The sequence below is a fragment of the Haloplanus sp. GDY1 genome, assembly GCF_023703775.1.
In the GTDB taxonomy this organism is placed as follows: Archaea; Halobacteriota; Halobacteria; order Halobacteriales; family Haloferacaceae; genus Haloplanus; species Haloplanus halophilus.
Genome location: NZ_CP098515.1, coordinates 37,596 through 58,895, shown reverse-complemented (window position 1 = coordinate 58,895; position 21,300 = coordinate 37,596). Strand labels below are relative to the sequence as shown.

The 21,300-nt window shown below is 60.9% G+C and carries 19 protein-coding genes and 2 pseudogenes; 13 read left to right on the top strand and 8 right to left on the bottom strand.

Annotated features, from left to right (window positions below; genetic code table 11):
* Positions 1 to 52 precede the first annotated feature (52 nt).
* Genes NBT67_RS16360 through NBT67_RS16345 form a run of 4 tightly spaced genes read right to left on the bottom strand, consistent with a single transcriptional unit; the run spans position 53 to position 2,460 of the window.
* Positions 53 to 1,582: a cell division protein CdpA domain-containing protein gene (locus NBT67_RS16360; RefSeq protein WP_251344506.1), complete on the bottom strand. Its 1,530-nt coding sequence runs from the start codon at positions 1,580 to 1,582 to the stop codon at positions 53 to 55.
* Positions 1,582 to 2,019 (bottom strand): PrgI-related protein, encoded by a 438-nt coding sequence (locus NBT67_RS16355; protein ID WP_251344505.1) that lies wholly within the window; start codon positions 2,017 to 2,019, stop codon positions 1,582 to 1,584. Before NBT67_RS16355 ends, NBT67_RS16360 begins: the two co-directional genes overlap by 1 nt.
* Before the next feature lies 1 nt (position 2,020).
* Entirely contained in the window at positions 2,021 to 2,206 is a 186-nt protein-coding gene (locus NBT67_RS16350; RefSeq protein ID WP_251344504.1) for a hypothetical protein, read from the bottom strand.
* The gene (locus tag NBT67_RS16345) at positions 2,203 to 2,460 is read right to left on the bottom strand and encodes a hypothetical protein (protein ID WP_251344503.1); all 258 of its coding nucleotides are present in this window, start codon (positions 2,458 to 2,460) and stop codon (positions 2,203 to 2,205) included. The genes NBT67_RS16350 and NBT67_RS16345 overlap by 4 nt, the downstream gene beginning before the upstream one ends.
* A gap of 585 nt (positions 2,461 to 3,045) precedes the next feature.
* Between NBT67_RS16345 and NBT67_RS16340 the strand changes: the two genes are divergently transcribed.
* From NBT67_RS16340 to NBT67_RS16325, 4 genes are all read left to right on the top strand, one after another.
* Positions 3,046 to 3,288 (top strand): hypothetical protein, encoded by a 243-nt coding sequence (locus NBT67_RS16340; RefSeq protein WP_251344502.1) that lies wholly within the window; start codon positions 3,046 to 3,048, stop codon positions 3,286 to 3,288.
* Positions 3,289 to 3,520: 232 nt separating this feature from the next.
* The gene (locus tag NBT67_RS16335) at positions 3,521 to 5,593 is read left to right on the top strand and encodes an Ig-like domain-containing protein (RefSeq protein WP_251344501.1); all 2,073 of its coding nucleotides are present in this window, start codon (positions 3,521 to 3,523) and stop codon (positions 5,591 to 5,593) included.
* Between the two features lie 102 nt (positions 5,594 to 5,695).
* Positions 5,696 to 5,845 carry a hypothetical protein gene (locus NBT67_RS16330; RefSeq protein ID WP_251344500.1) on the top strand — a complete coding sequence of 50 codons (150 nt, stop codon included), beginning with the start codon at positions 5,696 to 5,698 and terminating at the stop codon, positions 5,843 to 5,845.
* Between the two features lie 75 nt (positions 5,846 to 5,920).
* Positions 5,921 to 6,331 (top strand): hypothetical protein, encoded by a 411-nt coding sequence (locus tag NBT67_RS16325; protein WP_251344499.1) that lies wholly within the window; start codon positions 5,921 to 5,923, stop codon positions 6,329 to 6,331.
* A gap of 348 nt (positions 6,332 to 6,679) precedes the next feature.
* Here the strand turns inward: NBT67_RS16325 and NBT67_RS16320 are convergent.
* The 3 genes and pseudogenes from NBT67_RS16320 to NBT67_RS16310 all read right to left on the bottom strand — a co-directional run.
* Positions 6,680 to 6,928 (bottom strand): annotated as a pseudogene (locus tag NBT67_RS16320) (hypothetical protein); the annotation flags it as partial.
* A gap of 199 nt (positions 6,929 to 7,127) precedes the next feature.
* Positions 7,128 to 7,445, bottom strand: coding sequence for an RPA12/RPB9/RPC11 RNA polymerase family protein (locus NBT67_RS16315; RefSeq protein ID WP_251344498.1), 318 nt, complete (start codon positions 7,443 to 7,445; stop codon positions 7,128 to 7,130).
* Positions 7,446 to 7,658: 213 nt separating this feature from the next.
* Complete coding sequence (locus NBT67_RS16310; RefSeq protein WP_251344497.1) at positions 7,659 to 8,252, bottom strand: metal-dependent hydrolase; 594 nt, start codon at positions 8,250 to 8,252, stop codon at positions 7,659 to 7,661.
* Between the two features lie 123 nt (positions 8,253 to 8,375).
* Between NBT67_RS16310 and NBT67_RS16305 the strand changes: the two genes are divergently transcribed.
* Positions 8,376 to 8,879, top strand: a complete 504-nt coding sequence (locus NBT67_RS16305; RefSeq protein WP_251344496.1) for a hypothetical protein — start codon at positions 8,376 to 8,378, stop codon at positions 8,877 to 8,879.
* 162 nt (positions 8,880 to 9,041) lie between these two features.
* Here NBT67_RS16305 and NBT67_RS16300 read toward each other — a convergent pair whose 3' ends face one another.
* Positions 9,042 to 9,305, bottom strand: coding sequence for a hypothetical protein (locus NBT67_RS16300; protein WP_251344495.1), 264 nt, complete (start codon positions 9,303 to 9,305; stop codon positions 9,042 to 9,044).
* A 279-nt stretch (positions 9,306 to 9,584) separates the two neighbouring features.
* On the opposite strand from NBT67_RS16300, the gene NBT67_RS16295 reads away from it, so the two are divergent.
* The 8 genes and pseudogenes from NBT67_RS16295 (at position 9,585) to NBT67_RS16260 (ending at position 21,150) form a co-directional block, all read left to right on the top strand.
* The gene (locus NBT67_RS16295; protein WP_251344494.1) at positions 9,585 to 9,974 is read left to right on the top strand and encodes a hypothetical protein; all 390 of its coding nucleotides are present in this window, start codon (positions 9,585 to 9,587) and stop codon (positions 9,972 to 9,974) included.
* A 146-nt stretch (positions 9,975 to 10,120) separates the two neighbouring features.
* On the top strand, positions 10,121 to 14,266 hold the full coding sequence (locus NBT67_RS16290; RefSeq protein ID WP_251344493.1) for an ATP-binding protein: 4,146 nt from the start codon (positions 10,121 to 10,123) through the stop codon (positions 14,264 to 14,266).
* Positions 14,267 to 14,660: 394 nt separating this feature from the next.
* Positions 14,661 to 16,331, top strand: a complete 1,671-nt coding sequence (locus tag NBT67_RS16285; protein WP_251344492.1) for a phage NrS-1 polymerase family protein — start codon at positions 14,661 to 14,663, stop codon at positions 16,329 to 16,331.
* A 115-nt stretch (positions 16,332 to 16,446) separates the two neighbouring features.
* Entirely contained in the window at positions 16,447 to 16,998 is a 552-nt protein-coding gene (locus NBT67_RS16280; RefSeq protein WP_251344491.1) for a DUF7342 family protein, read from the top strand.
* A 265-nt stretch (positions 16,999 to 17,263) separates the two neighbouring features.
* Positions 17,264 to 18,673, top strand: coding sequence for an ATP-binding protein (locus tag NBT67_RS16275; protein WP_251344490.1), 1,410 nt, complete (start codon positions 17,264 to 17,266; stop codon positions 18,671 to 18,673).
* 231 nt (positions 18,674 to 18,904) lie between these two features.
* Positions 18,905 to 19,858 (top strand): annotated as a pseudogene (locus NBT67_RS18200) (hypothetical protein); the annotation flags it as partial.
* A 784-nt stretch (positions 19,859 to 20,642) separates the two neighbouring features.
* Positions 20,643 to 20,858 (top strand): type II toxin-antitoxin system HicB family antitoxin, encoded by a 216-nt coding sequence (locus NBT67_RS16265; RefSeq protein ID WP_251344488.1) that lies wholly within the window; start codon positions 20,643 to 20,645, stop codon positions 20,856 to 20,858.
* A 46-nt stretch (positions 20,859 to 20,904) separates the two neighbouring features.
* A complete protein-coding gene (locus NBT67_RS16260; protein WP_251344487.1) occupies positions 20,905 to 21,150 on the top strand; it encodes a type II toxin-antitoxin system HicA family toxin in 246 nt (81 codons plus the stop codon).
* The last annotated feature ends 150 nt before the right edge of the window (positions 21,151 to 21,300 follow it).

Below are 21,300 nucleotides of genomic sequence, written 5' to 3'. Positions count from 1 at the left end.
GTTTGACGTAGCGAGGGGTGGTCGAGCGCGGTGCTGTCCTGTAGGGCGGGTTTCAGCCATCGCTTGCCTCCGGACGAGCCCCGGTATCCTCGGCCACGGGTGGCACCTCTTGAGCAGGAGCGTCGTCGACGTGATCGAGGGCAGTCCGGCGTGATCGAACGGCGAAGCTGACCGACACGACGAGGACGAAGAGGCCGGCTGCGTACACCGGCACCACCACCGCCGTCTGACCCGTTGGGGTGCTGGTCCACTGAGCCGGATAGGCCGCCTCGAATAGCGCGATCGCCGCGGCCGCCACTCCGACCCCGAGTACGGCGAGGCTCTGCGCAATCTGCCGTGAGGGGAGTAGCACGACGAGACTCAGCAGGAAGGTTGGGAGGCTCCCGGCGGCGAGACCGAAGGAAACCTCCCGCACTAGGAGGGGTGGGGTGTCGACGGGAAGCTGCTGGGAACTCCCGAGGAACGCACCGAGCGCGACGATCGCGAGGACGAGGCTGGCGACGAACGTGCCCGTGCCGAGGTAGACCGACGCCGGCGAGTGGAACCTCTCCCCACGCCCGATCGGTCCGACGTTCCGGACGTACCATTGGAGGAGGCGCGACCCGTCGACAGCTTCAACGTACTCCTCTTGGACGTGCCCGTCGTATGGGAGGTCACCGACTGTCTCGGGGCGGTCCTCCGGTTCGGACTCTTCAGCGGCAGTTGTCGCCTCTCGGTCGGCGTCATCGAAGACACTCTCCAGATCGAGGAGACCACCGTTGGCATCGGTGAGGGCATCGTCTGCGACTCCGACGAGCGTACCTTGATTGAATGCAAGTGGCGGCTCTCGTCCGCGGTACACGCGGTATAGTACGTCGAGAACAGCTTCGCGGGAATCGAGGATGTTCGCCTCGACGCGAGTCCGGGGCAACTGGGATGCGACGCGCTGGGTGCGGGCCCACACCTCGTCGAGGTAGAACTCCTCGGCGTCGACGGATCGAGAACGGGTGGGGAGTGGCAGGGCGTCGCGGACCCCGTCGAACCGGCTGCCTCCCTCGCTGTCATCCTCGCCCTTCTCGACTGCGACGGCGACAAAGAATCGTCGGTCACGGACGTTTGCCATCCGTAGCGTCCGGTCCAGCCACTCGGCGTGAGCTACCCGGCCGTACTCGAGTACGGCCGAGTCGGCGACGGCGTCGGTACCTGTACCGGTCTTGACACCGCCATCGGTCGCGGAAATCTCGCCCACTGAGTCAGTTGTATCGGACACCGTTTCGTCAGGGGCTGTCCCGTCGGGATTCATCACTGGCGTCGTCACCGCGGTTGGGGCGTCCGGCGACTCGGGCCCGACGAACTGCTCAATGTACTGCTCGCCGTCGAACTCTGTGGTCATCGTGAGGAATTGTACCGGGAACTGGAGCCCACGGAGGAACGTCAGGAACGAGACATAGACGCCCGAGCGGCGCTCCTCGGAGAGTGTGAGCCACTCCCGAGGCTCGATTTCGACCAGCATTGCGTACGCGGTCGGTGTCTCGACGACACCCCCGTCGCGGACGTTCTCGAAGTTCACGAGATCGAGCGTCGACCGACCGATGGCCGCCATCAAAGGGCCTCCTCGTCGGCGTTCTCTCCCGCGCCAGCTGGTGTGTCGGTGGCCACGGCGTTTCGGGGACGGCGCGGAGTGACACCCGAGTTGGGCAGCTGGGTCAGCCAGTCGTCCTGTCGAGCCCCGCTTGCGAGGTCGTTCTCCAGCTCGGGCGAGGGTGCCCAGACGTAGACGTTCTCACCCGACCGGTGTCGGACGACTGCGTGGGCGTATCGCAGCGGGCGTTGTCCGGGTGGGGTCTTCACGAAGACGAGCACCCCGACACCGATCCCCACGACGAACAGCGGGAAGGTGAACAGCAGTGGGAATCCGATGGTGTAGAGGATCGCGCAGGGTGCGACTGGGATCACCATCGACTCCAGCAATCGGCGGACAGAGAACCCGAGGAATTTCGATTCCAGCAGGTTACTTGCGACCGGTACTGGATCGGGCATTTCAGTCGTCCTCCTCCCTGCCGGATCGGGAACAGCCGTGTTCGGACTCAGTCCGGAACACCACGCCGTCTTCGAGACGCTCGGCGCCTTGGATCAGCATTCCGCGCCAGTTAACGCCGTAGTGCGTCCGAATAGCTTCGAGCGCGGCGAACTGGTCGTCGTCGACTTCGATGCGTGTCGACGTCATCGCGACTCGGAGGACCGCTGCCGGGCGATATCGACCTCGGCGTTGGTGATATCGATCTCGACTGGTTGCTCGGAACAGTCGGAGAGGGACGGTCGCTTGGAGGGGTCTCGGATCAAGGCCGGGTGGTGAAGGCCCTTCAGTTGCTTCGCACCCTGGATGAGCATCCCCCGCCACTGGACGCCGTATTTGTCTCGGATATCGCGGAGGCGTTCGTACTCCCCCTCACTACCGAAGCAGATCTCGATTTCAGGCATGAGTCACCTCCACGCCTGTTGCTGGCAGGTGCTCGGTAGCGCTCAGATGATCTCTCCTCGTGATTGGGCACTCCCGTTGGGTTTGGTTTGCTTCCATCTCGGACTGCGGATTCCTCCGGGGCGGATAACTGGCCATCACACGTCTTCTGTCCGGCCAGTCACCTTGGTCATTTCAGAAGTACGCATCTCGCAACTGTGCGCGACCCGTACGTGTGCGCAATGCGTACGTGTACGCTTCCCGTAACCCTGGAACCGCTTTGTCCCCGGTCGTGTACGTATTGGTAGGGGCCCCAGTGGGGATTTCCTGTGATTCCCGACTGCACCGTCTCCGAACCGCAACACGACTCCCATGATCCAACGACTCCACGCCCTTTTCGAGTATGGAACCTTGAGCCAGAGTGCCGGCAGTCCCGACCCGGCGGGTACTCACACTGTGGGGACTCGTCTGCCTTTGATACTGAATCCCGACGCCCAGCAACTCCACTCGATCAGCGGGGCGCCAGTTCTCTGTGACACGTTCCCGAACGGAGTGACTGCCTCTCTCATGAGGAACATCCCGTCACTTGGACTCTCAGGGGGTGGCAGATGACAGTGCTCGCGAGTGGTGTCGACTTCGGAGCGCTCCTCAACTTCCCAGCTTGGACTGCAGAAGTGTTCATTTACGCCGGGCTCTGTCTCCTCCTGCTCGGCCTGATGGCGTGGCTTGGGAGCCACCGCCTCCAGCGGCGCACGTGGGGCCGTCGACTTGCCCTCTCCGGTTGTGGCCTGTTCGTCGTGGGGTCGGCCTGGAGTACGTTCCTGAACCTCCTGACGTATGTCCTCGGATGAGACGGGAGTGCGTCCGTCCCAGGAACGGACACGCGAGCAATCGCCGTCAGCGCGTCGTGATGCGGGTGGCTTCCGACTCCGTCGGATGGTCAGTCGATGCTCGCGGATCGTTACTGTCGGGGTGGTTCTCTTGGTCGTTACGAGCACCCTTGCAGGGGCGGCATTTAGCGGTGGACTGACGATCCCTGAACCCGAGCCGGGCGTTGACCGAACCTATAACGACACGTTTCGGGTGCTCGCCAGCAACGATCCCGATCCAGCCCGAGGATCAAGCACGATTCAGATCTACGAGTACGACAACGGTACCATCCGAGAGGTCAATCAGACCGTCGTCACGCAGCCGGTTCAGCTCTGGGAGGACAGCATCCGCCCGCGCGACGCACTCGTCATCGCCAACGAGTCGGATATGTACCAGAGCGGGCTCACCGGCTACTACACCATTCCCTATCGGGATCGGTGGTACACACTCGAGGAGTGGAACACCAAGTGGGGTGACCGGGAACTCCGCATCCTCCCGCTCTACGACGCCGATCCGAGCCAGGCAACGGACACTGACGGGGAGTATACGGTCGAGGTGCGGAACCCGAACGGCTGGTGGAATCCCGTGTACGGTGCTGAAGTCGAGGTGAACGGGAGTGTCCCCGAGGTTACCAACCCTGGGACAGCGTTGGTACAGTCCGCTGAGTACCAGACGATCACCGACCGGAAGCGCGATATCGTCGAAGGACTCCTCCGGTATTCCGAACTCGCGCCGAGCGAGAGCGTCGCCCGGAGCACGGTAGCGGTTCCGATGGACAATGGGAGCGAAGTGTTTCCGACCGTCGACGGGGCGTCGACCTCGCTCGTGTGGCGTAGTGGCTCGCACGATCTGGTTCGAGACGCCTATCTCGGCTTCATCGATGTCACACCAGGCGTCTGGTACCGGAATCGATACGTTACCCAGACCCGGCAGGTGAACACGTACATTCCGTGGGATTACCGCATCAGCGTGCCCACGGACTACTCCGAGAGCGATTCCTGTACCATCAATGGGAAATCTTACTCGCTCACGCGGTGGGCGAACTACCGACTACTGGACTCGGAGGCCACGGTAGTGGATGTCACTGCAGGCAATATCAGTATGCAGCAGTGGGGACCGGGCCAATGGACGACGCTGAACTATACCTCGCCGCTGTCCGAGCCGAGGCCGTTGCCTGTCGGCATCCATACCATGACTGCCACACTCCAGATCGATGTCGAACTCCAGAAGCGCTACGGCGTTTCCAGTTCCCGGTGTGGTGATTGGGATCGGACGCGGGTCGAAACCCGATCGGTTACGCTCACGCGGTCGGTGCCTATCGAGACGATAAACAGCGACGACCTCTCGGTCGATGTCCGCGTCTACGACCGGCCCGGTGACGATGTCGTCTCAGTCGAGTGGACGGGTGCACAAGGACTGGCCGCCGGCGCCGCTGGCTGGGAGCGCGTCGAGGTGCAGGTCGGTGAGAAGACGATGTACGTGACTGCCCCGTGGCGGTTCTTCTCTGTCTCGCGGAACACCGCTGTCGAGGAACGAACCGAGAGCGGGACCTCGGAAGTCGCCGCGTCGCATTCGTACGGCGGGCAGTATCCGGCGATGTTGCGGTACCGGATGAGTCCCGCGAACGTGAGCGTCCTCGCCGACCAGCCCGCCGACCGGCACATCTGGTGGGAGACGACCCGTGCCGACGAGGCTGGGTCGGTTGCAGCGACACCCCTTCCAGATACGATCGTCGCGCCAGAGAACGCGAATCGAACCCCGCTATATGACCAGTATGCGGGCACCCTGAAGAGTACGGATGCCGTGACCGGCGAGTCGATTTCCGTCAGTGCCGTCGATATCTGGGGGTTCCCGGTGACGACACGGAAGCAGGTCACACGGTACGAGGAAGCGGTGCTGAACGTGACGATTGACGACGGAACGGGCACCGCGGAAATAACCCTCCGTGAGACGGACGGCACACCGATTAGCGGGCGGGAGGTCTATGTCGACGGGGCAACGGTCCCGGCGGTGGTCACGAATGCGAGCGGCGTCGCGACGGTCGACATTAACAGACCAATCGTCCAAGCGCGGTTCACCGGCGACGACTGGTGGGAACCCCACTCGACGTACTACCTGCGGACGCAGGCGGTGGCTGTCTCGAGTGCCTCAATCTTCGTCGACGCGATCGAAGTGGTTAGCTACCTGAACGACGCAGTATCGAATGCGATGCTCTTCGTCGAGTGGCTGGTGCTCGGGATTTTCGCGGTGTTCTGGATGCGGTATATGCGATGTCGTCCAGTATGAACCGTAGGAATTCATATGATTCTATTGATATTTCCCATTTCAGTCGTGAAATTCATCTCTGTAATTTGAAAGCATAAATACAGGGTTCGAGACTCACGGAGTATGGCCGCAGAAGAGCCTGACAGTCCGACTCCTGACCCGCTGACGGTTTACTCGAAGGACAAGCTGTATAGCGAGAGCGCGAAGCTCAGACGCGAGACGGTCAAGCAGCGTCGCCCCCACCGGCTCATGTCCCACGACGAGGTCATCTAAGATCTCGGAAATCAGGATACTGCGTTTGCCAACCTGTTCCTGCCGCCGACGCGAGCGGCGATGTGGGATGTCATAATGCGTCTCCACGAGCGTCCGGTGACCGCGGCTGAGTTCTGTTCCATGGGTGAGAAGGTGTCGCGCTCGTCGTTCAGCCGTCACAAGGACGTGTTCCTGCAGTGGGGCGTGTTGGCTGAAGCGGGCTCAGATGAACATGGGAATCAGCTCTACATCAAGAACGTTCGACATCCGTTGGTGCAGACGATGCTCATGATCAACAGACTCGCTGTCCACGGCTTGACGCCGATGCTGTTGGAGGATCAGCACGTGAGTGAGCGTACGTCGACGGAGCGGCCGCCCGAAGCTTGGGCAGTTGAACGTGCAGACTCGGTTAGTACGAAGCTAGTCCTGTGCGAGAAGCACGGTCTTGACCCCGAGGAGTGGATCGATTCGGAGGAGTTGGAAGAATACCGCCAGAAGTGGAAGTGAGTCTGTTCATGATTTCATCTCACCCCGACTCGGTCTCCACGACACCGACCGAGCAAGCCCGGGACATCGTTGACGCTGTTGAGGACGAAAATGCGATATCCTCTTCCCCATCCCCTGCGGTATCTCGTTGCTGCTGAGGAGTCCGACTGACCGTCTTACTGAGTGTCTTTCAAAACCGCGTGGGAAAAGGGGGGAGAGAGGGGTGCCTCGTTTCCCCACGCTGTGAGCGACGTAACGAATGGACGTGACGTCGGGTTCCCAGGGGGATGTCACGGAGTGGGGAACCAGTCGGGCGTTAGAAAGTGCCACTTATCAAACTCACGGCTAACGAAGAACGCGTGTTTGTATTCAGGTTCGTGATCTATTCTCCAGCAGCGTTAGTACGCTGTTGAACGCGAATAGTTCCTCGACGACATCGCTCTCTGCCAACTGGTGTCGCTGTGGAGAAATGTTCGGAACCTCCTCGATGATATCGAGTTCTAGAAGCACGCCGATGTAGTTGCCGACTGTCTGTCGCGTGACGCCGGCATGCTCTGCGAACTCGGTTTTGTTGAACTCCCGTCCTGGTGGCATGTCGAGGAGTTCGTCGGCGAGGATGGAGCGCTCGCTAACGTCCTCTATTACGACTGCAAATGGGAGCTATTCCACATCAAGAGGCAGTTGAAACACTACGAAGGCTGGGATGAGCATGACTGGGGATCGGCCCATTTGGCCTCAGGACCCCCAACTGCCGACAGAACTGCTGTGCTGAATAGAGAGGGTTCATGCAGCGCGGCGGGGTTCGCGAGTTGCGTCGTCAGGATTCGCGCCACTTGTGGCCGCACTCGACACAGGTGAACAGTCGAACCTCGTAAGAGCCGCCTGGCTTCGGCAGCATCTCGTAGGAGGCCCGGTCGCTGTCGCAATCCTCGACTGGACAGGGCTCCTGCATCGTCTCGGTGGTGTCCTGAGTCGCGTCGGCCACGTCGGGTGTCCCGTCGTCCTGCTGTCCATCCTGGGTCGTCATCGCTGCTTCTGCTCGCGAGTCCCGTGGCTCCTCGTTCTCACAGGAGCGACACGCCCACCTATTGCCCTCCGTGTGCATCATCGAACCACACTCGTCACAGAATCGCATATAAAAAAGAATACATGGTTGTCCGATATATGTGTTAACTTCCGATCCGTCGTGGATTTCAGGCAACTGCTCATGCTGACTGTACTGGTCGACTCAGACAGCTTCGGTTCTTGGTGTACGATGTGCTGTATACGCGCTCTGTATTCAGCACCATCGTTCTACCAGCAAACGGAAAGGACCTGATCCGACTCCATGGCTTTATTTATATTCTTCTCAGACTACCACCCCAGTTACCCCGCTAACGGAGACAGCGAACGCTAAACCTTGGAATAGCATCCCCCCGACGAGCAACAGGCGGTTAGCGAGTTCAGAATCCGCTCGAACCAGCCCCAGCCGGAACGGATGAGAAGACAGCGGGCGGAACGGTCTGATCGCGTGAGTACCCCGCCCGGCCGTCAGCCCATCGGCGAACAGGTGTGAGAGGAGGCCGAGAAAGACGGTCGCCCCGAGAAGTAGTGCGAGCAGGAGGGCGGGCAAGTCGACGGGTAATACTGACAGCCACGCGTATCCGCCCGCGACGACCAGCGCGGCGATCCCGATCGCGAACCAGATCGTGTGGGTCGGCCCACGGTGTGCCAGCCACTCGTAGTCGTGATCGATATCGGGGAGTCGGCAGACGGCAACCGCTACCATACTCATCCCGAGACCAAGCACACCGAAGACAACTGTCAGAGGGGCCATTAGCACGAGGGCGGCACCGCGATGTCCGTTTTTGTACATACTGACGAAATTCACCTCACTCCCGCCGTCGTCGACAGTCGAGCAGGCACACTTCGAGGAGTAGTAGCTTGGCTGTATCGCTGCCAAATCAGCTATTCCCCACGTTTTGCCCACAATCAGTGATCATCGGCGCTCGATCCGAAGTGCGCATTGCGTACATTCTGAGTATTTTTGTTCAGAGGCGCCGGGATTCAGCTGAGAACCGTCAGTATGCCCTCTGTCGCCGCCATCGTCGATACAGCGTTCAGATTGTTCGTGGTGGCTGAACTGACGGCGAAGTACATTGCGCTCTGTGCGCTCGTCGTGGGGGTAATGGGCTACTGGGTCTCTGGGTCAAACGTTCGCCGGTCGCTTCGCTTCCAGGGGATGATCCTTGGATCGTGTGCAGCACTCGTGGCGATCTTCGGATTGAGCGCGTTCTATGATCTCGTCGCGTACGTCATGGGCGGTTCAGGATTCCTCCCACCGGGTTGGCCCTACGGGGCCGTAGGCGCGAGTGAACTACTCCCGATTGCACATGCCGTCTCAGGGATGCTCTCGTTTCTGGGCCTGGCCTGCTTCTCGCTCGGGGCAGCGCTGTGGGCTGTGGGCAGTCCGTACGGACAGACACGAACTCGTGGCTACCACGGCGTCACCTACGGTTTAGTGATGATCGGCGTCTCGATGGGTGGGACTCTTTTCACCGTCTTCGCGAGCGTTTTCACCGCTTTGTAGCGCTGTCGGAGATTCCTTGCCTGTCACAGAATACGCGGAACCACGGGGGGATTTCGGGCGATTTCGTCACGCAGGAAGGTTCGATTGAGGAATGTTTGAACAGCCGAGCAAAATGTGAGGCTCAGTTGGTGACTGCTCTCCTGGAGTTGTGATCGGGATGCTCTAGTCGTCGTGATCGCTGACTGGCTCAACCCGAACCAGCGGTTCAAAATCCTCTTGCTCAGCTGTCTCATCGCACATCCGCGGGACAACGTCCCAGATGACGCTGTAGTTCTGGTAGATTTCGTCGGTCGTGGGAAATTCGAGCCAGTCGAGCAGTTCGTTCACTGCCTCGTCGTAGGACTGATCCTGCAGTAGGTTTCGATTGCTGTACGCGAGCAGGCGGTCTCGGGTTTGTTCGCTGACGGGTATCGACTTCCTGCTCATGGCTGGGACGACCTCCTCGTGAGGACGGGGCCGTCTGATGGAGTTTTGACTTCCATGGTGGTCACTGCCTGTATGCTACCAGTCGGGAACTGCGACTACGAGTTCATCCCTATGAGAGTAGTTACCAATCTTAACTGTTACTCTACATCCCACAAAAGACGCATATTTCGGGGGTAGACGGACCATGTACGCAACGCGTACGAGTGCGCATCGCGCACGGGTACGCAGTGCGAACACCTGATACTACAATCACAGTTGGGCGCAAACGGCGGCCGTGCAATGATTCCCAAGCACGCCGTCAACCGACTGTCGAATCGCCTCAAATGTCTGAACTCCATCCTGAGTTTCGAGATCGTCTTCATCGCGGTCTTCGTCACCCTCGTCTTCTTCACCGGCGGTGCTGCGGCACAGGCGCCGGTCGGCGGGGGCGGAGGAAACACATCCGGTTGGGAGACGATCCTCGATAACCTGTACAACGTCCTCTACATCACGCTCCAGTACGCTGGATTGACCATACTGGTGTTGGGGTTCATCGTCTGGCTTAGCGCCCGGAACAACTCACAGCGCTCCGAAACCGGCATGAAACTCACGATGGGTGGGGCTGCGATGGTCGTCGCGTACTTCGGGCTGGGTGCCCTCGTCTCCCTGCTCGAGTTCATCGCCGGGTGAGCTACCCACTCGCGATTCAGCACCACCTCTCGACCTCGTCAATCTCCCGTCCATGAGTACACCTCATCACCAGCGGTACATCTCACACACCAGCTACTGGGCGGACGATACGTCCACGATCAGGGAACGGTATCGGAGGCCTTCTCGTGCGTGAGCCAGATCGGTCGAAGCATCGCGGTCGAATACCGGATGTCAGCGACGACGAACTCCGCACGGCTGTGGCGACCCGCCTGCAGGGTACTGCCCCGAGCGACATCGACACTGGAGACTCAGAAGGTTCGCCCACCTCAGAGACCACCGACGCACAGAATACCTCGTCAGGGGCGAGTGCGGACGACGACTCCATAGACGGGGATTCGGACGACTCTTCGAGTGCCGCGGAGTCGAACGACACTGCACGACCATTCATCAAGATCACACCGGCCCGCGAGCAGGTCACGCCGGGTCACGTCGTCAAAGCGCTATACGGACTCTATCGAACTGGGAGCGGCCGGCAGATGCCCTTCAGCCTCGAACAGCGACTCTCGTTCGTTAGTACGCGTCTCACCTTCGAGTTCCTGATCCACAAGCCACGGGCCACGCAGCGGTTCGACTTCTACCTCGGCGTCCGCCCCTACGAGCGGGAAGCCTTCGAGACGCTCGCGGCGAACGTTCGAGCGATGTACCCCGAGTCGTTCCACTTCGAGGTCGTCCCCTTCTCCGTCACTGAAGTATTCGAGCCATCCGCCTCGGGGGAGGCCGCACAACTCGCCGAGTTCGAAGGCATCGACGAACTCGGTCAACTGGAGGGCTTCGAGCCGCTCGACATTGAGGCGGCTCATCCACTTACGGGTGAGGGCCTAAGTGACGCCGACGAGCGCGAGCCTCCCGAATTCGTCCGATGGCACGGCGTCGAGACGAAGAACAACGACTGGATGACCCTGCTTTCGCGATTTAGCGAACTTTCGTTAGACGCTGACGACGGGTATCGCTCCCCGTTGAGCGTTCTCCTCGAACAGGCGCTCGCGACCGACGAGCCGTTCGTCTACCAGGTAGTGTTCACGCCGAAGCGCGACTGGACGAGGGATGCCGAACGCCACAAGCGCAACCTCAAGATGGGAACGACGAGCATGTGGAGCGCGTTCAAGCAAGAGGCGGCGGCGACGCTGCTCGGAACCTCCGAGGAGGAACGACGCCAGCGTCACCGCCCGGATACACCCGAACAGATCGGGGGCACCATCAGCGGCCCGGATGCTAGTGGACAGTCCACTCAGCACAGTCGGATGGGACAGATCGACCTCAAACAGCCCGCTGTGACCTTCGATGTTTCCATCAGAGCCGCCGGCGACACGGCCGTCATCGGTGGCATCGCGGGAGCCTTCACCGCGCTTAGCGGTCCCTACTATGGGATCGAGGGGAGCGTGCTTGGCGACGCCGACCGCGAGTACCGACGACTCACCGAGGCCCAACTCGGGCGCGTCGGGTTCAGAGATCGCTTCGGTGACGACGCGCCAGTGATCGTCACCAGCCCGGACGAACTCGCGAACTTCGTCACCGTCCCCAGCACGGGGGCACTTCCCAAGCCGAGTCGCGGGGCGTCTGGTGGGGCTCCAGACGTGCGGTCGCCACTGACCGCAACCAACGAAGAACTGCTCCGGACCTTCGACACCGGAATGTGCATCGGCGAGGCGGAGACAGCCGCACTCTCACGCCGGAATATTCCAGTTCACCTCACCGCGGAACAACTCGTCCACCACGTCCTCCGGGCGTCGACGACGGGCAGCGGGAAGACCACCGCGATGATCAACGATGCGCTAACCGCCTACGCGGAACTCGACGGGCCGATCTTCATCTTCGATAAGAAGGGCGGCAGCATGGCCAGCGAGTACAAGCGGGCCCACTTTCACCGGTTTGGTGACCTCGATGACATCGTCCATCTGCCGGTGCCGGGGCCGAACGGCGAACTGCCGGCATTCCCGTTCTTCGACATTCGGCCGCAGCTCGCCGCCGGGATCTCGCGGGAGGCGGCCGTCCAGGAGAAGGTGGATCGGTACAACGAGTTGCTCACGTACGTCCTCGGCGAGGAACAGCACAACCAGGCGTTCGTCGCTCAGGAAATCCTCTCGAACCTGATCGTTGCGCTCTTCGACCCCATCCACGGCGAGGACGCCTACGCGATCAGCGACCTGCTCACGGCGGCTACCGAGATGCAGAAGGCCGTCATCGAGATGCAGCGAACAGGCGCCGAGATACAAGGCGACCAGTATCTCCCGAAGGTGACGGATAATGATCTCGATCAAACGCTCAGACGTCACCTCAGCGGTGATCCACGCCGATTTGCAACCTCCATCGACGCGGTGCTGAATCGGATCACCAAACTCCGCGAACGCGATTTCATCTGGCGGATGCTCAATTTTGTTCCCGAGTGGGACGACACCGCCGACACCTACGCTGACGACCAGATGTTGTTCAATCTGGATGCGCTACTCGACTCGACGACGGTCGTCCTCATCGACACGGGGGATCTCCGGCCAGCCTCGAGCAATCTGTTCACGGTACTGATGCTCGATTATCTCTGGTCGTGGGTCCGGCTGCGCAAGCGCTGGGATCGGGACCTCCCCGGCCCGGCGGACGGCTACTGCGTGAACCTGATTATCGACGAGGCCGCGCCGGTGCTGAAAGCCGGTCTGGTCCGCAACGAGATGATTCCCGACGCTCGGGAGTTCGCCCTCGCATTCGAGGTGATCGTCCACTTCCCTGAACAGGTCAAACGCGACGCGCTGGACACGCGAGCGTACAAGGAGATCCTCCGGAACATCAACACCAAGCTAATCGGGAAGCTCGCCATCGACGACGAACTCGCGACGACACTGTTCCACGAGGACTTGGACGCTGAAGGGCTGGCCAACCGGGTTGCCTCACTCCCTCGCGGGGAGTGGCTGGCTCAACTCCCTGATACGGGGTTCATGACTGACACCCCGGAGCTGGTGACGCTCAAACCGCTCCCGATTCCGTCCGGTCACAGCGACAGCGACGACCCCGTACATCCTGGGACGTATCGCTCGGATCCCGGAGATGGGGGAGCGCAAGCACAGACCTATCAGGAGGCGGATCACCTCCAGTGGTCGCGCACGCGATTTACCTACTGCCTCCTGCCGGGAGTGAACTGTCCGCCCGATGCTGCCCAGCGTGTTGCGCGATGGGGAGCTGGCGCCACGAATTCCGGTAGAACCGACAGGCCGGTGGAGGCGACCGAACACACCGGACAGACTACCGACGAGGATCCTGATGAGCGTCATGGCAAGCGCAGTAGCACAGACACGTCGAGCGAGCAATCGTCGGAACAGAACGACGACCAGTCCTCGAACGAGCATGCAGACGGACGCTCTCGGTCCGGTGGGGGCTCGAATGAGTTCGGAACGACCATGGGTACCGGCACGACACCCTCGGAGGATCTCTCCGTACGGACCCGACATGGCCTCTCTAGCGGGACACCTGACTCGGACGATCCCGACTCCCAACCCGGTGGCGATGCCACATCCCGAACGTCAGATGGCGGTACCTCAGAACAAGACGCCAACGACGTGGCGCGAGATGGGGCGTTGACCGACGATGAACGTCGTTTTCTCCGATGCGTGATCGACGCGCTGAACGGTGAACTCGGTGGCTACGACCTCACGGAATCGATGACTACGATTAGGAACACCGCCGGTAGTGACATCGATGTCTCGAAACTGGAGGAATACGGATACTTGGAGATCCAGCGCATCCGTGGCCGCAAGTACTACTACGTCACTCCCGAGGGACAGACGGTGGTCGACCGGACGTTGTACCGCGGTCGTAACACCGGCGACCCGCACGAGAAGGTTCAGCACAAAGTGTACGTCGAGTACCTCAAACGCTACATCGAGCGTCAGGAGTTCGTTGTCGAGACTTACTATGAGCCGATGGGGGGCGGGATTATCTATGATGTCGCCGCGTTTATTGAGCACTCAGACGGTACCCGGCGACTCCGATGCGTCGGCGAGGTGGTCACGAATCTTCGACCCGAGTGGATCGTCAAGCACTACGACGACATGGCTCGGACCGAGGGTCTTCTGCGGGTGTGGGTCGTCCCCAACTACGACACCGCCCACGAACTTGTCAGAACCCTTCACGAGGCGGGACGAGTGAGTGACGTCCCATACAAAAGTATCAACAATTATGAAACGATCTCCGAAGAGACGTTCGGTGACCTGACCGAGTGGCGAATCCTCGGCGCGACCAACCTCATCGATGCCGTGGAGGCATTCTCAGACGAGGAGAGCGAGTGATGAGTTGCAGGTCTCCTAGCGCCCTCAGATCGCACAGGAACATCTCTCCGCGATGCTCGACTGCCCATGCAGGTCTTCGACGAATACATAGCTTAGTAGGGTGGGGTCCGTTGCTCACCGGGAGACCCACAAGCGAGCGCTGTCGAACGGTTTGGAGACCTGCAACTCGAAGTGGAGACGACGCACCTCGCTCACCCCGACAAGTCGCTCGCACGTCGGGTCTGATTCCGTCTGGACAGAGTCGGTCGTGGAGAGTGCTCGTCGGTCGCCGGACGGGCCAACACGCACCAGACACATTTCTGAGACATCAACCGAGTGAACGGCGTAACGAGCAAGCCAGTAATCCGAATCTCTCACATATCCGATACCGATCGCCACCACGCTCAGGATTCCTATGACACCGACGCTCGACACCGATTCGATCCCCGCGCAGTTGGCCGACCTCGAGCAGTGGATTTGCTGGCGTGAAGACGACCGCGACGGCAAGCCGACGAAGGTCCCGATCAAACCCTACCCGACGAGCGGGACGGTGTTCGCAAGTGCCACCGATCCGGGAACGTGGCGAGGCTTCGAGACGGCGGTGACGTATCATCGCGAGTCGTCCACCCGGACCGACGGCGTGGGTTTCGTATTCGACCCAGAGGAGCGGATCGTCGGTGTCGACTTGGATCACTGTCGCGACGCCAACAGCGAGGAACTGGCGCCGTGGGCTGCCGCCATCGTCGACCGCCTCGATTCCTACACTGAGGTTTCGCCCTCGGGGACGGGCATCCACGTTCTCGTCGAGGGGGAACTCCCGCCGGGACGGAACCGCCGGGGCGACGTCGAGATGTACGACCGGGATCGCTTTTTCACCGTGACTGGGGCGCACCTCTCCGAGACACCCGATGTGGTCGCCCGCCGGCAGGACGCCCTGCTCGCGGTGCATCACGAGTTCGTCCAGACCGCCGGCGACGACGAGGCGATCACGCTGACCGAGGCGACGGACCAGGCGACCTCGAATGGAACCCTACAGGGTGCGAGTGAGGACGGGGCGTCGGCCCAACCGGTGGGGCCGCACTCTGGACTGCGCCGGAAGTTCGGCCGGGACCCGCCAGCGGTGGACGATCCGGCCCTCGAGGCGGCACTGCATGGACTGTCGCCGGCCGAAATGCCCGATCCCGTGCCCCGAACCATCGACGAGGTTGCGGGTCCGGGTGTGGACCTCCCGGACGCGGAACTGCTCAGGCGCGCGACGGCCTCGAAGAGCGGGGCGACTATCCAGGCGCTCCTCGACGGCAATCATTCGCTGTGGCGTGGACGGGATAGCCGCTATCCGTCGCAGTCGGAGGCAGACATGGGGTTGTGTTTTTATCTAGCCTTCTGGACCGCTGGCGACCCCGAGCGGATGGACCAACTGTTCCGGGAATCTGGGTTGATGCGCGAAAAATGGGACCGGCGTCACTTCGGGAACGGGGCCACGTACGGCGAGGTTTGCATCGCTCGAACCCTCCTCAAACTCGACGACTATTACAGCCCGCCGGCGAGCGACCCGAAAGAGGATGATGGGGTCGACCTGCGGAAGACATCAGAGAGGTCGACTGGACGAACCATTCCCTCCCCGTCGACTCCGGGAGCAGGTCCGCACCGTTCTACTGAGGGATCGACGGACGGTACAGTGCCACCACTCGATATGGACGCGGTCGAGGATGCCCAGCGGCTAGCAACCAAGGTTAGGCGACAACAGGAGCAGCTTGATGCCTACGAGGAGCAGATCGCAGACCTCGAAACACGCCTTCGATGGTACCGCATTGCGCTCGATCTCCAGTCCAGCGACGCGTCTCTTTCCGACGATCCACTTGAGAACGGGGCCGATACGGACGATATCGACCCACGGGGCGAGCCTGCTGCCCCGCCTGAAGGGGACCTCGATATCGAGGAGTCGCGTAGTGATGACCGAGACGTAATAGGCCCCACGAAACAGACGCCCAGGTCACCCGCATCGGAGCACGAGGCGGAAGATTCGCCACCCGAGGACGATGGCGGGTCACGACTGAGGGACTGGCTCCGACGACGGTGGCTATGAGCCGAGAGCCAGCGTATACACCTAACTGACCCATCGGAGTGGCTTATCTTGATTATACAAGATGGTACAATCATATATGAGCAGGTAGGGCGAACGGGGAGACGGGGGGAACCGGATGACAGACGATCACACTGGTGGTGTCCAGTCGTGGACCGGGACGATGAGCGCTCGAGAGCGGATTCGCTCGGTCGCGCTCACGCTCAGTGAACCCCGATCGACCAACTGGATCAGCGAGCAGGCCGAGACGGCCTGGAGTACCACGAATCAAGAACTCGAAGATCTCGTCGATCGGGGGCAGTTGCGTCGGGTTGACGCGGACGAGTCGATGCTGTACCTACCCGATTACACCCGGTTGTTGTTCGACGAGCTTCGTCGGCTCATTGAGGGGCACACCCGTGAGGAGTTACAAGACGAACTGACCACCATCGCCAAGAAAATCGAAGCCTGGCAGGAGACCTACAACGTCGAGACGTGGGAAGAACTCGAACAGTCTCTCGCGGATGGTTCCTTGTCGAGTACGGAGATCCGAGAGCGACGTGATGTCGTTCAAGACTGGCAACTCATTGAGGAGGATCGACGCTTCATCAAACACGCTCTCGAGTTATATTCGGACGTCGAAGCCGCTCGTGAGCGGATGCTCGACGCCACCGACTGCGCGACCAGCTAACTCCACTCCTCGGTGTTCGTTTCGCGCCGGCCGCGATGCTGGATGGTGTGTCTGACGACGTGCCTAGTGTCGCTTGCCGCGAATCGAGCGGAGCTATCCAATACGATCCGGGCGCCGAGGATGGAGTCGATAGTGTACGACATGTCTCTCGGAGCGCGGCTACCTGTGTTCTAGCTAATATATTATAGATTTGGTTAGGTTGAACTATCTTAGCTTCAACTAAGGTAGGGGAACATCTTTTTACCCCTCCGATTGAATGCAGGGTATGGCGCGATTCGTTGACAGAGAACGGGAACTCGATCGGCTGCGAGCGCTCTACGAGACGGAGGGCGCATCACTTGCTGTGGTATATGGGCGCCGGCGCATGGGAAAGACCACGCTCGTTCTCGAGTCAATCAAGGACCGAGATGATGCTGTCTACTACCAAGCGACACGAGGGAGCGCCGAACAGCAACTCAGCTCGTTCGCGAGTGATGCCGCAACTGTGTACCCAGGTATCACGCGGATCCGAGAGGACTGGGAGGCGCTCTTCGGGTATCTCGCAGAGGAAGATGCGATTGTCGTCGTCGACGAGTTCCCGTATCTCGTTGAGCAGACTGAGGCGCTACCATCGATTCTCCAGCGGGTCTGGGATCACACGGCGTCGGAGACGGCGACGACGTTCGTCCTCACGGGCTCAGCGATCGGAATGATGTACGAGTACGCACTCGACGGCTCGGGACCGCTCTATGGTCGAGTGGCGAAAGACCCGAACGGACAGATCGATGTGGGACCGCTCCCCTTCGATGCGGCGCTGTCGTTCTTCCCTGCGTACGAGCCCGCCGAGCAGGTGATGACCTACGGCATCTTCGGCGGAACGCCAGAGTATCTCAGGGCGGTCCGTGACGACGAACCACTCGAAGCGAACGTCACACGGACGCTGCTCCAGCGGGACGGGAGCCTCCACGAAGAACCCGAGAACGTACTCCACCGGGAGGTCGACGAGGTCGACCGGTACTTCGCGGTGCTGAAGTCGATGGCTGAGGGGAACCGGACGCCTAACGAGATTGCACAGTCGGCTGGCATCACCAGCGGGAGCGTTGGCTACTACCTCAGTCGACTCCGGGATCTCCGAATCATCGAGCAGCACTATCCGGCTACGGTCGATCCGGACCGAAGTCGAAAAGGGCGATACCGGACGAGTGACCCGTTGTTCCGGTTCTGGTTTCGGTTCGTGTACGGTCGAACGGCTCGGTACGAAGTGTACGGCGACGATGCGTACGCAGACCTCGTCGAACCGGAACTTCCGGACTTCGTCAGTGGTACCTTCGAACGGCTGTGCCAGCAGACCATTCTGTACGAGTACGGTGATCAGTATCGCTTCGTGGAGGAGCCAAGTAACTGGTGGGATGGGAGCGGTCGGGAGATCGATATCGTCGCACCGACAGACGGAGACACGCTCGTGGTCGGTGAAGCGAAATTCCGCCGACACCCAGTTGGATACGATATCCTCAGCCACCTCGAGAACGAAGTACCCCTCGTGGACTGGACTCCTGAGGGTGGCCAGGAACCGGCGTATCAGTACGCACTGTTCAGCCGGAACGGATTCAAGCAATCCGTCGTGGAAGCTGCTGAAGAGCGCGACGACATCCGGCTGTTTACCGTCGACAACGTCGTGCGAACTCTCTCGGATTGAACCGGCACGTTAGATTGATAATTTGAGCAGATGATATTTAGGTTCTCGTTGTCTCCTACCTACTGACTCCAACGAGTAAGGTCGGGAGGACGAGCTGCCTGCCAATCGGTTCAGCCTGCCGTCCGGATTTTACCAATCCCAAGGGAGTGAGGAGGCCAAGCACGGCGCGAGGTCCCGACGCAGCGTCGGAATCGCGAGCGGTGCTCTGAGCGTCCTCAGGAGTGTTTCGAGATGTCGCAGACCACCACGACCGAGCTGCGGGACCGTGCGGAAACAATCACCCCCCACTTCGACGCGATTACGACATCGCCGAGTGACGGGTTAGCACTCGAAGGAGAGATCACCCGGCAGGCAATCGAGCAGCGCCTTGACGAACTGGTCGCCCATCAGGTTCCGGTGGATGAGGCCGTTCGGACGGTTGTCCGGGGAGTCATGCGCGACGCCGGGCTCGAGCGATCGGACCTTCCAGCTGAACTCGCCACGCTGGCCGGGTACTCGACGGGCTCGCAGTTCGAGCGTGCGATGCTCGGGGACGTTGCAGAACCTGATCAATGGATCGACCTCGTCGCCGAGGTCGTCGAACTCTGGGAGCCCCGGAGCGAGAAGATTGCGCAAGTCGGGCTACTCGGCGATGAGTCCGGCCGGCTCAAGTTCGTCAAGTGGGAGAGCGCGAACCTTCCCGAACTGGTCGAAGGGGAGACGTATCAATTCCAGAACGCCGTCACCCACGAGTACCAGGGCCGCTACTCGGTGAGTCTCAATTCAGCGAGCGCCGTCGAACCATCCGAGGAGGCGGTCAACACGGCTGCAGAGGGCGTCACCATAGGTGGGGCTATCGTGGCTATCCAGGAGGGATCGGGGCTGATCAAGCGCTGTCCCGAGTCCAACTGTACCCGGGTACTCTCGGGAGAGCGATGTGCCGAGCATGGCGACGTTGAAGGTGCGTTCGATCTTCGAATCAAGGCCGTCGTCGACGACGGCAACCGGTCGATCAACGCGGTTTTCGACGCCGAGGCGACGACCGCGGTTTCGAGGCTGTCGATGGCGGACGCCCAGGCGATGGCGATGGACGCACTCGATACCAGTGTCGTCGTCGACGAACTCGTTGAGCGGGTGTTCGGTCGGCCGTATCAACTCACTGGACCGGTTGTGGGCGAGTACTTCCTCGTCGACGACGTGGCCCAAGGGTCCGCCGAGGAGGATCTCAGTGACGAGGTGCTTGAACCTGCGGTGACGGCCCGCCAGCCAGCTCGACGGATGCTCGCCCAGGAGATCAACGGTTCAACGCACACGTTTCAGGAATCCGACGAGGAGCGAGCGCCAGTGCTCAGCCTGTCACCGACTGGCGTCGCGGTGAACCGAGTGCTGATCGTCGGGGCGCTCACCGAGACGAGGGATGTCGGGTCGAGTACCGAGTATTGGCGAGGACGCGTGTTCGCCGGCTCTGAGTCGGTCTTCGTCTACGCGGGGCAATACCAGCCGGAAGCGATGGAGTTCCTCCAGCAGGCGGTCACGCCGTCGTACGTTGCCGTGGTCGGGAAGCTTCGCTCCTACGAGGCGGGTGACCGCGTGAACGTGGCCATCGAACCCGAAACGATTGCAACCGTCGACGAAACGACCCGCAAGGCGTGGTTGGCTGAGGCGGTCGAACACACGACGGCGCGGATGGCGGCGTTCGAGCGGGGAGCGGCACAGGCGGCAGCGGCAACCGAGTACTACGGCGATGATCTCGGCCAGATTGAGCACGCCCTCACCGATGCGATGACGGAGCTGGGGATGGATGCTGAGAGCCCGTAGCCCGCGCTAGTGGGCGTTCGAGATACCGGACCGGTAGACCGAAAACGCTGTTACCTCCGCGTCTCCCAGATTGTCTCATCGTGTCTGAGTGATGGTCTCGTACTGCGGGCAGCGGCGTGGTTCATCGGCACCATCCCGAAGGCATATCACCAATAGCCACAATGTAGTTAGTATGAGCCAGGCCCGTGACCCCGACGATGCTGGCGCGGTTTCTCTCACCCTTGAGGGCGAGTGGTACGTCGCTCGCGACGAGGAAACGGGCGTCGCGAGCCAGGGGAAAACGCGGGCCGAAGCCCTCGCAAACCTCGCCGAGGCACTCGAACTTCACGAACGGCCAGTCTCCGAGGACGAAGACGTCGATGAACCGTCGACGGCACCGTGGTTATAACGTTAACAGCGGGTGTTTTTAACGCCCCGAGTCCACTCTCTCGGTAGTGGCGCGGCGAACCTACTCCGGACAGGAGATCGTGAAAGCGCTCGGGAAGTGGCGTTTCCGAAAAGTCGACCAAACCGGGAGCCACGTCAAACTCCGCTATCAGGATCCAAATACGGGCGAGAAGCGGACAGTGTCGGTTCCGCTGCACGACGAACTCGCACCGGGGACGTTGAAAAGTATCGCCGAGCAGGCCGGCGCTGAAGATTTTCAAGCGTTTCTCGATGCGATAGAGGAATTGCTCTAACGCATCTTTCGCGTTCGGCTGAGAATCTGAAGGCCACCATCAACTTTCGCGGTCACCAATGACCGGGGAAAGCAGCTACGTTGCGCTAAGAGAGACTCCCTCGCAACTGGTAGTGTCTCGTTGCCCTCGTAGATGAGTACATATTCGCTC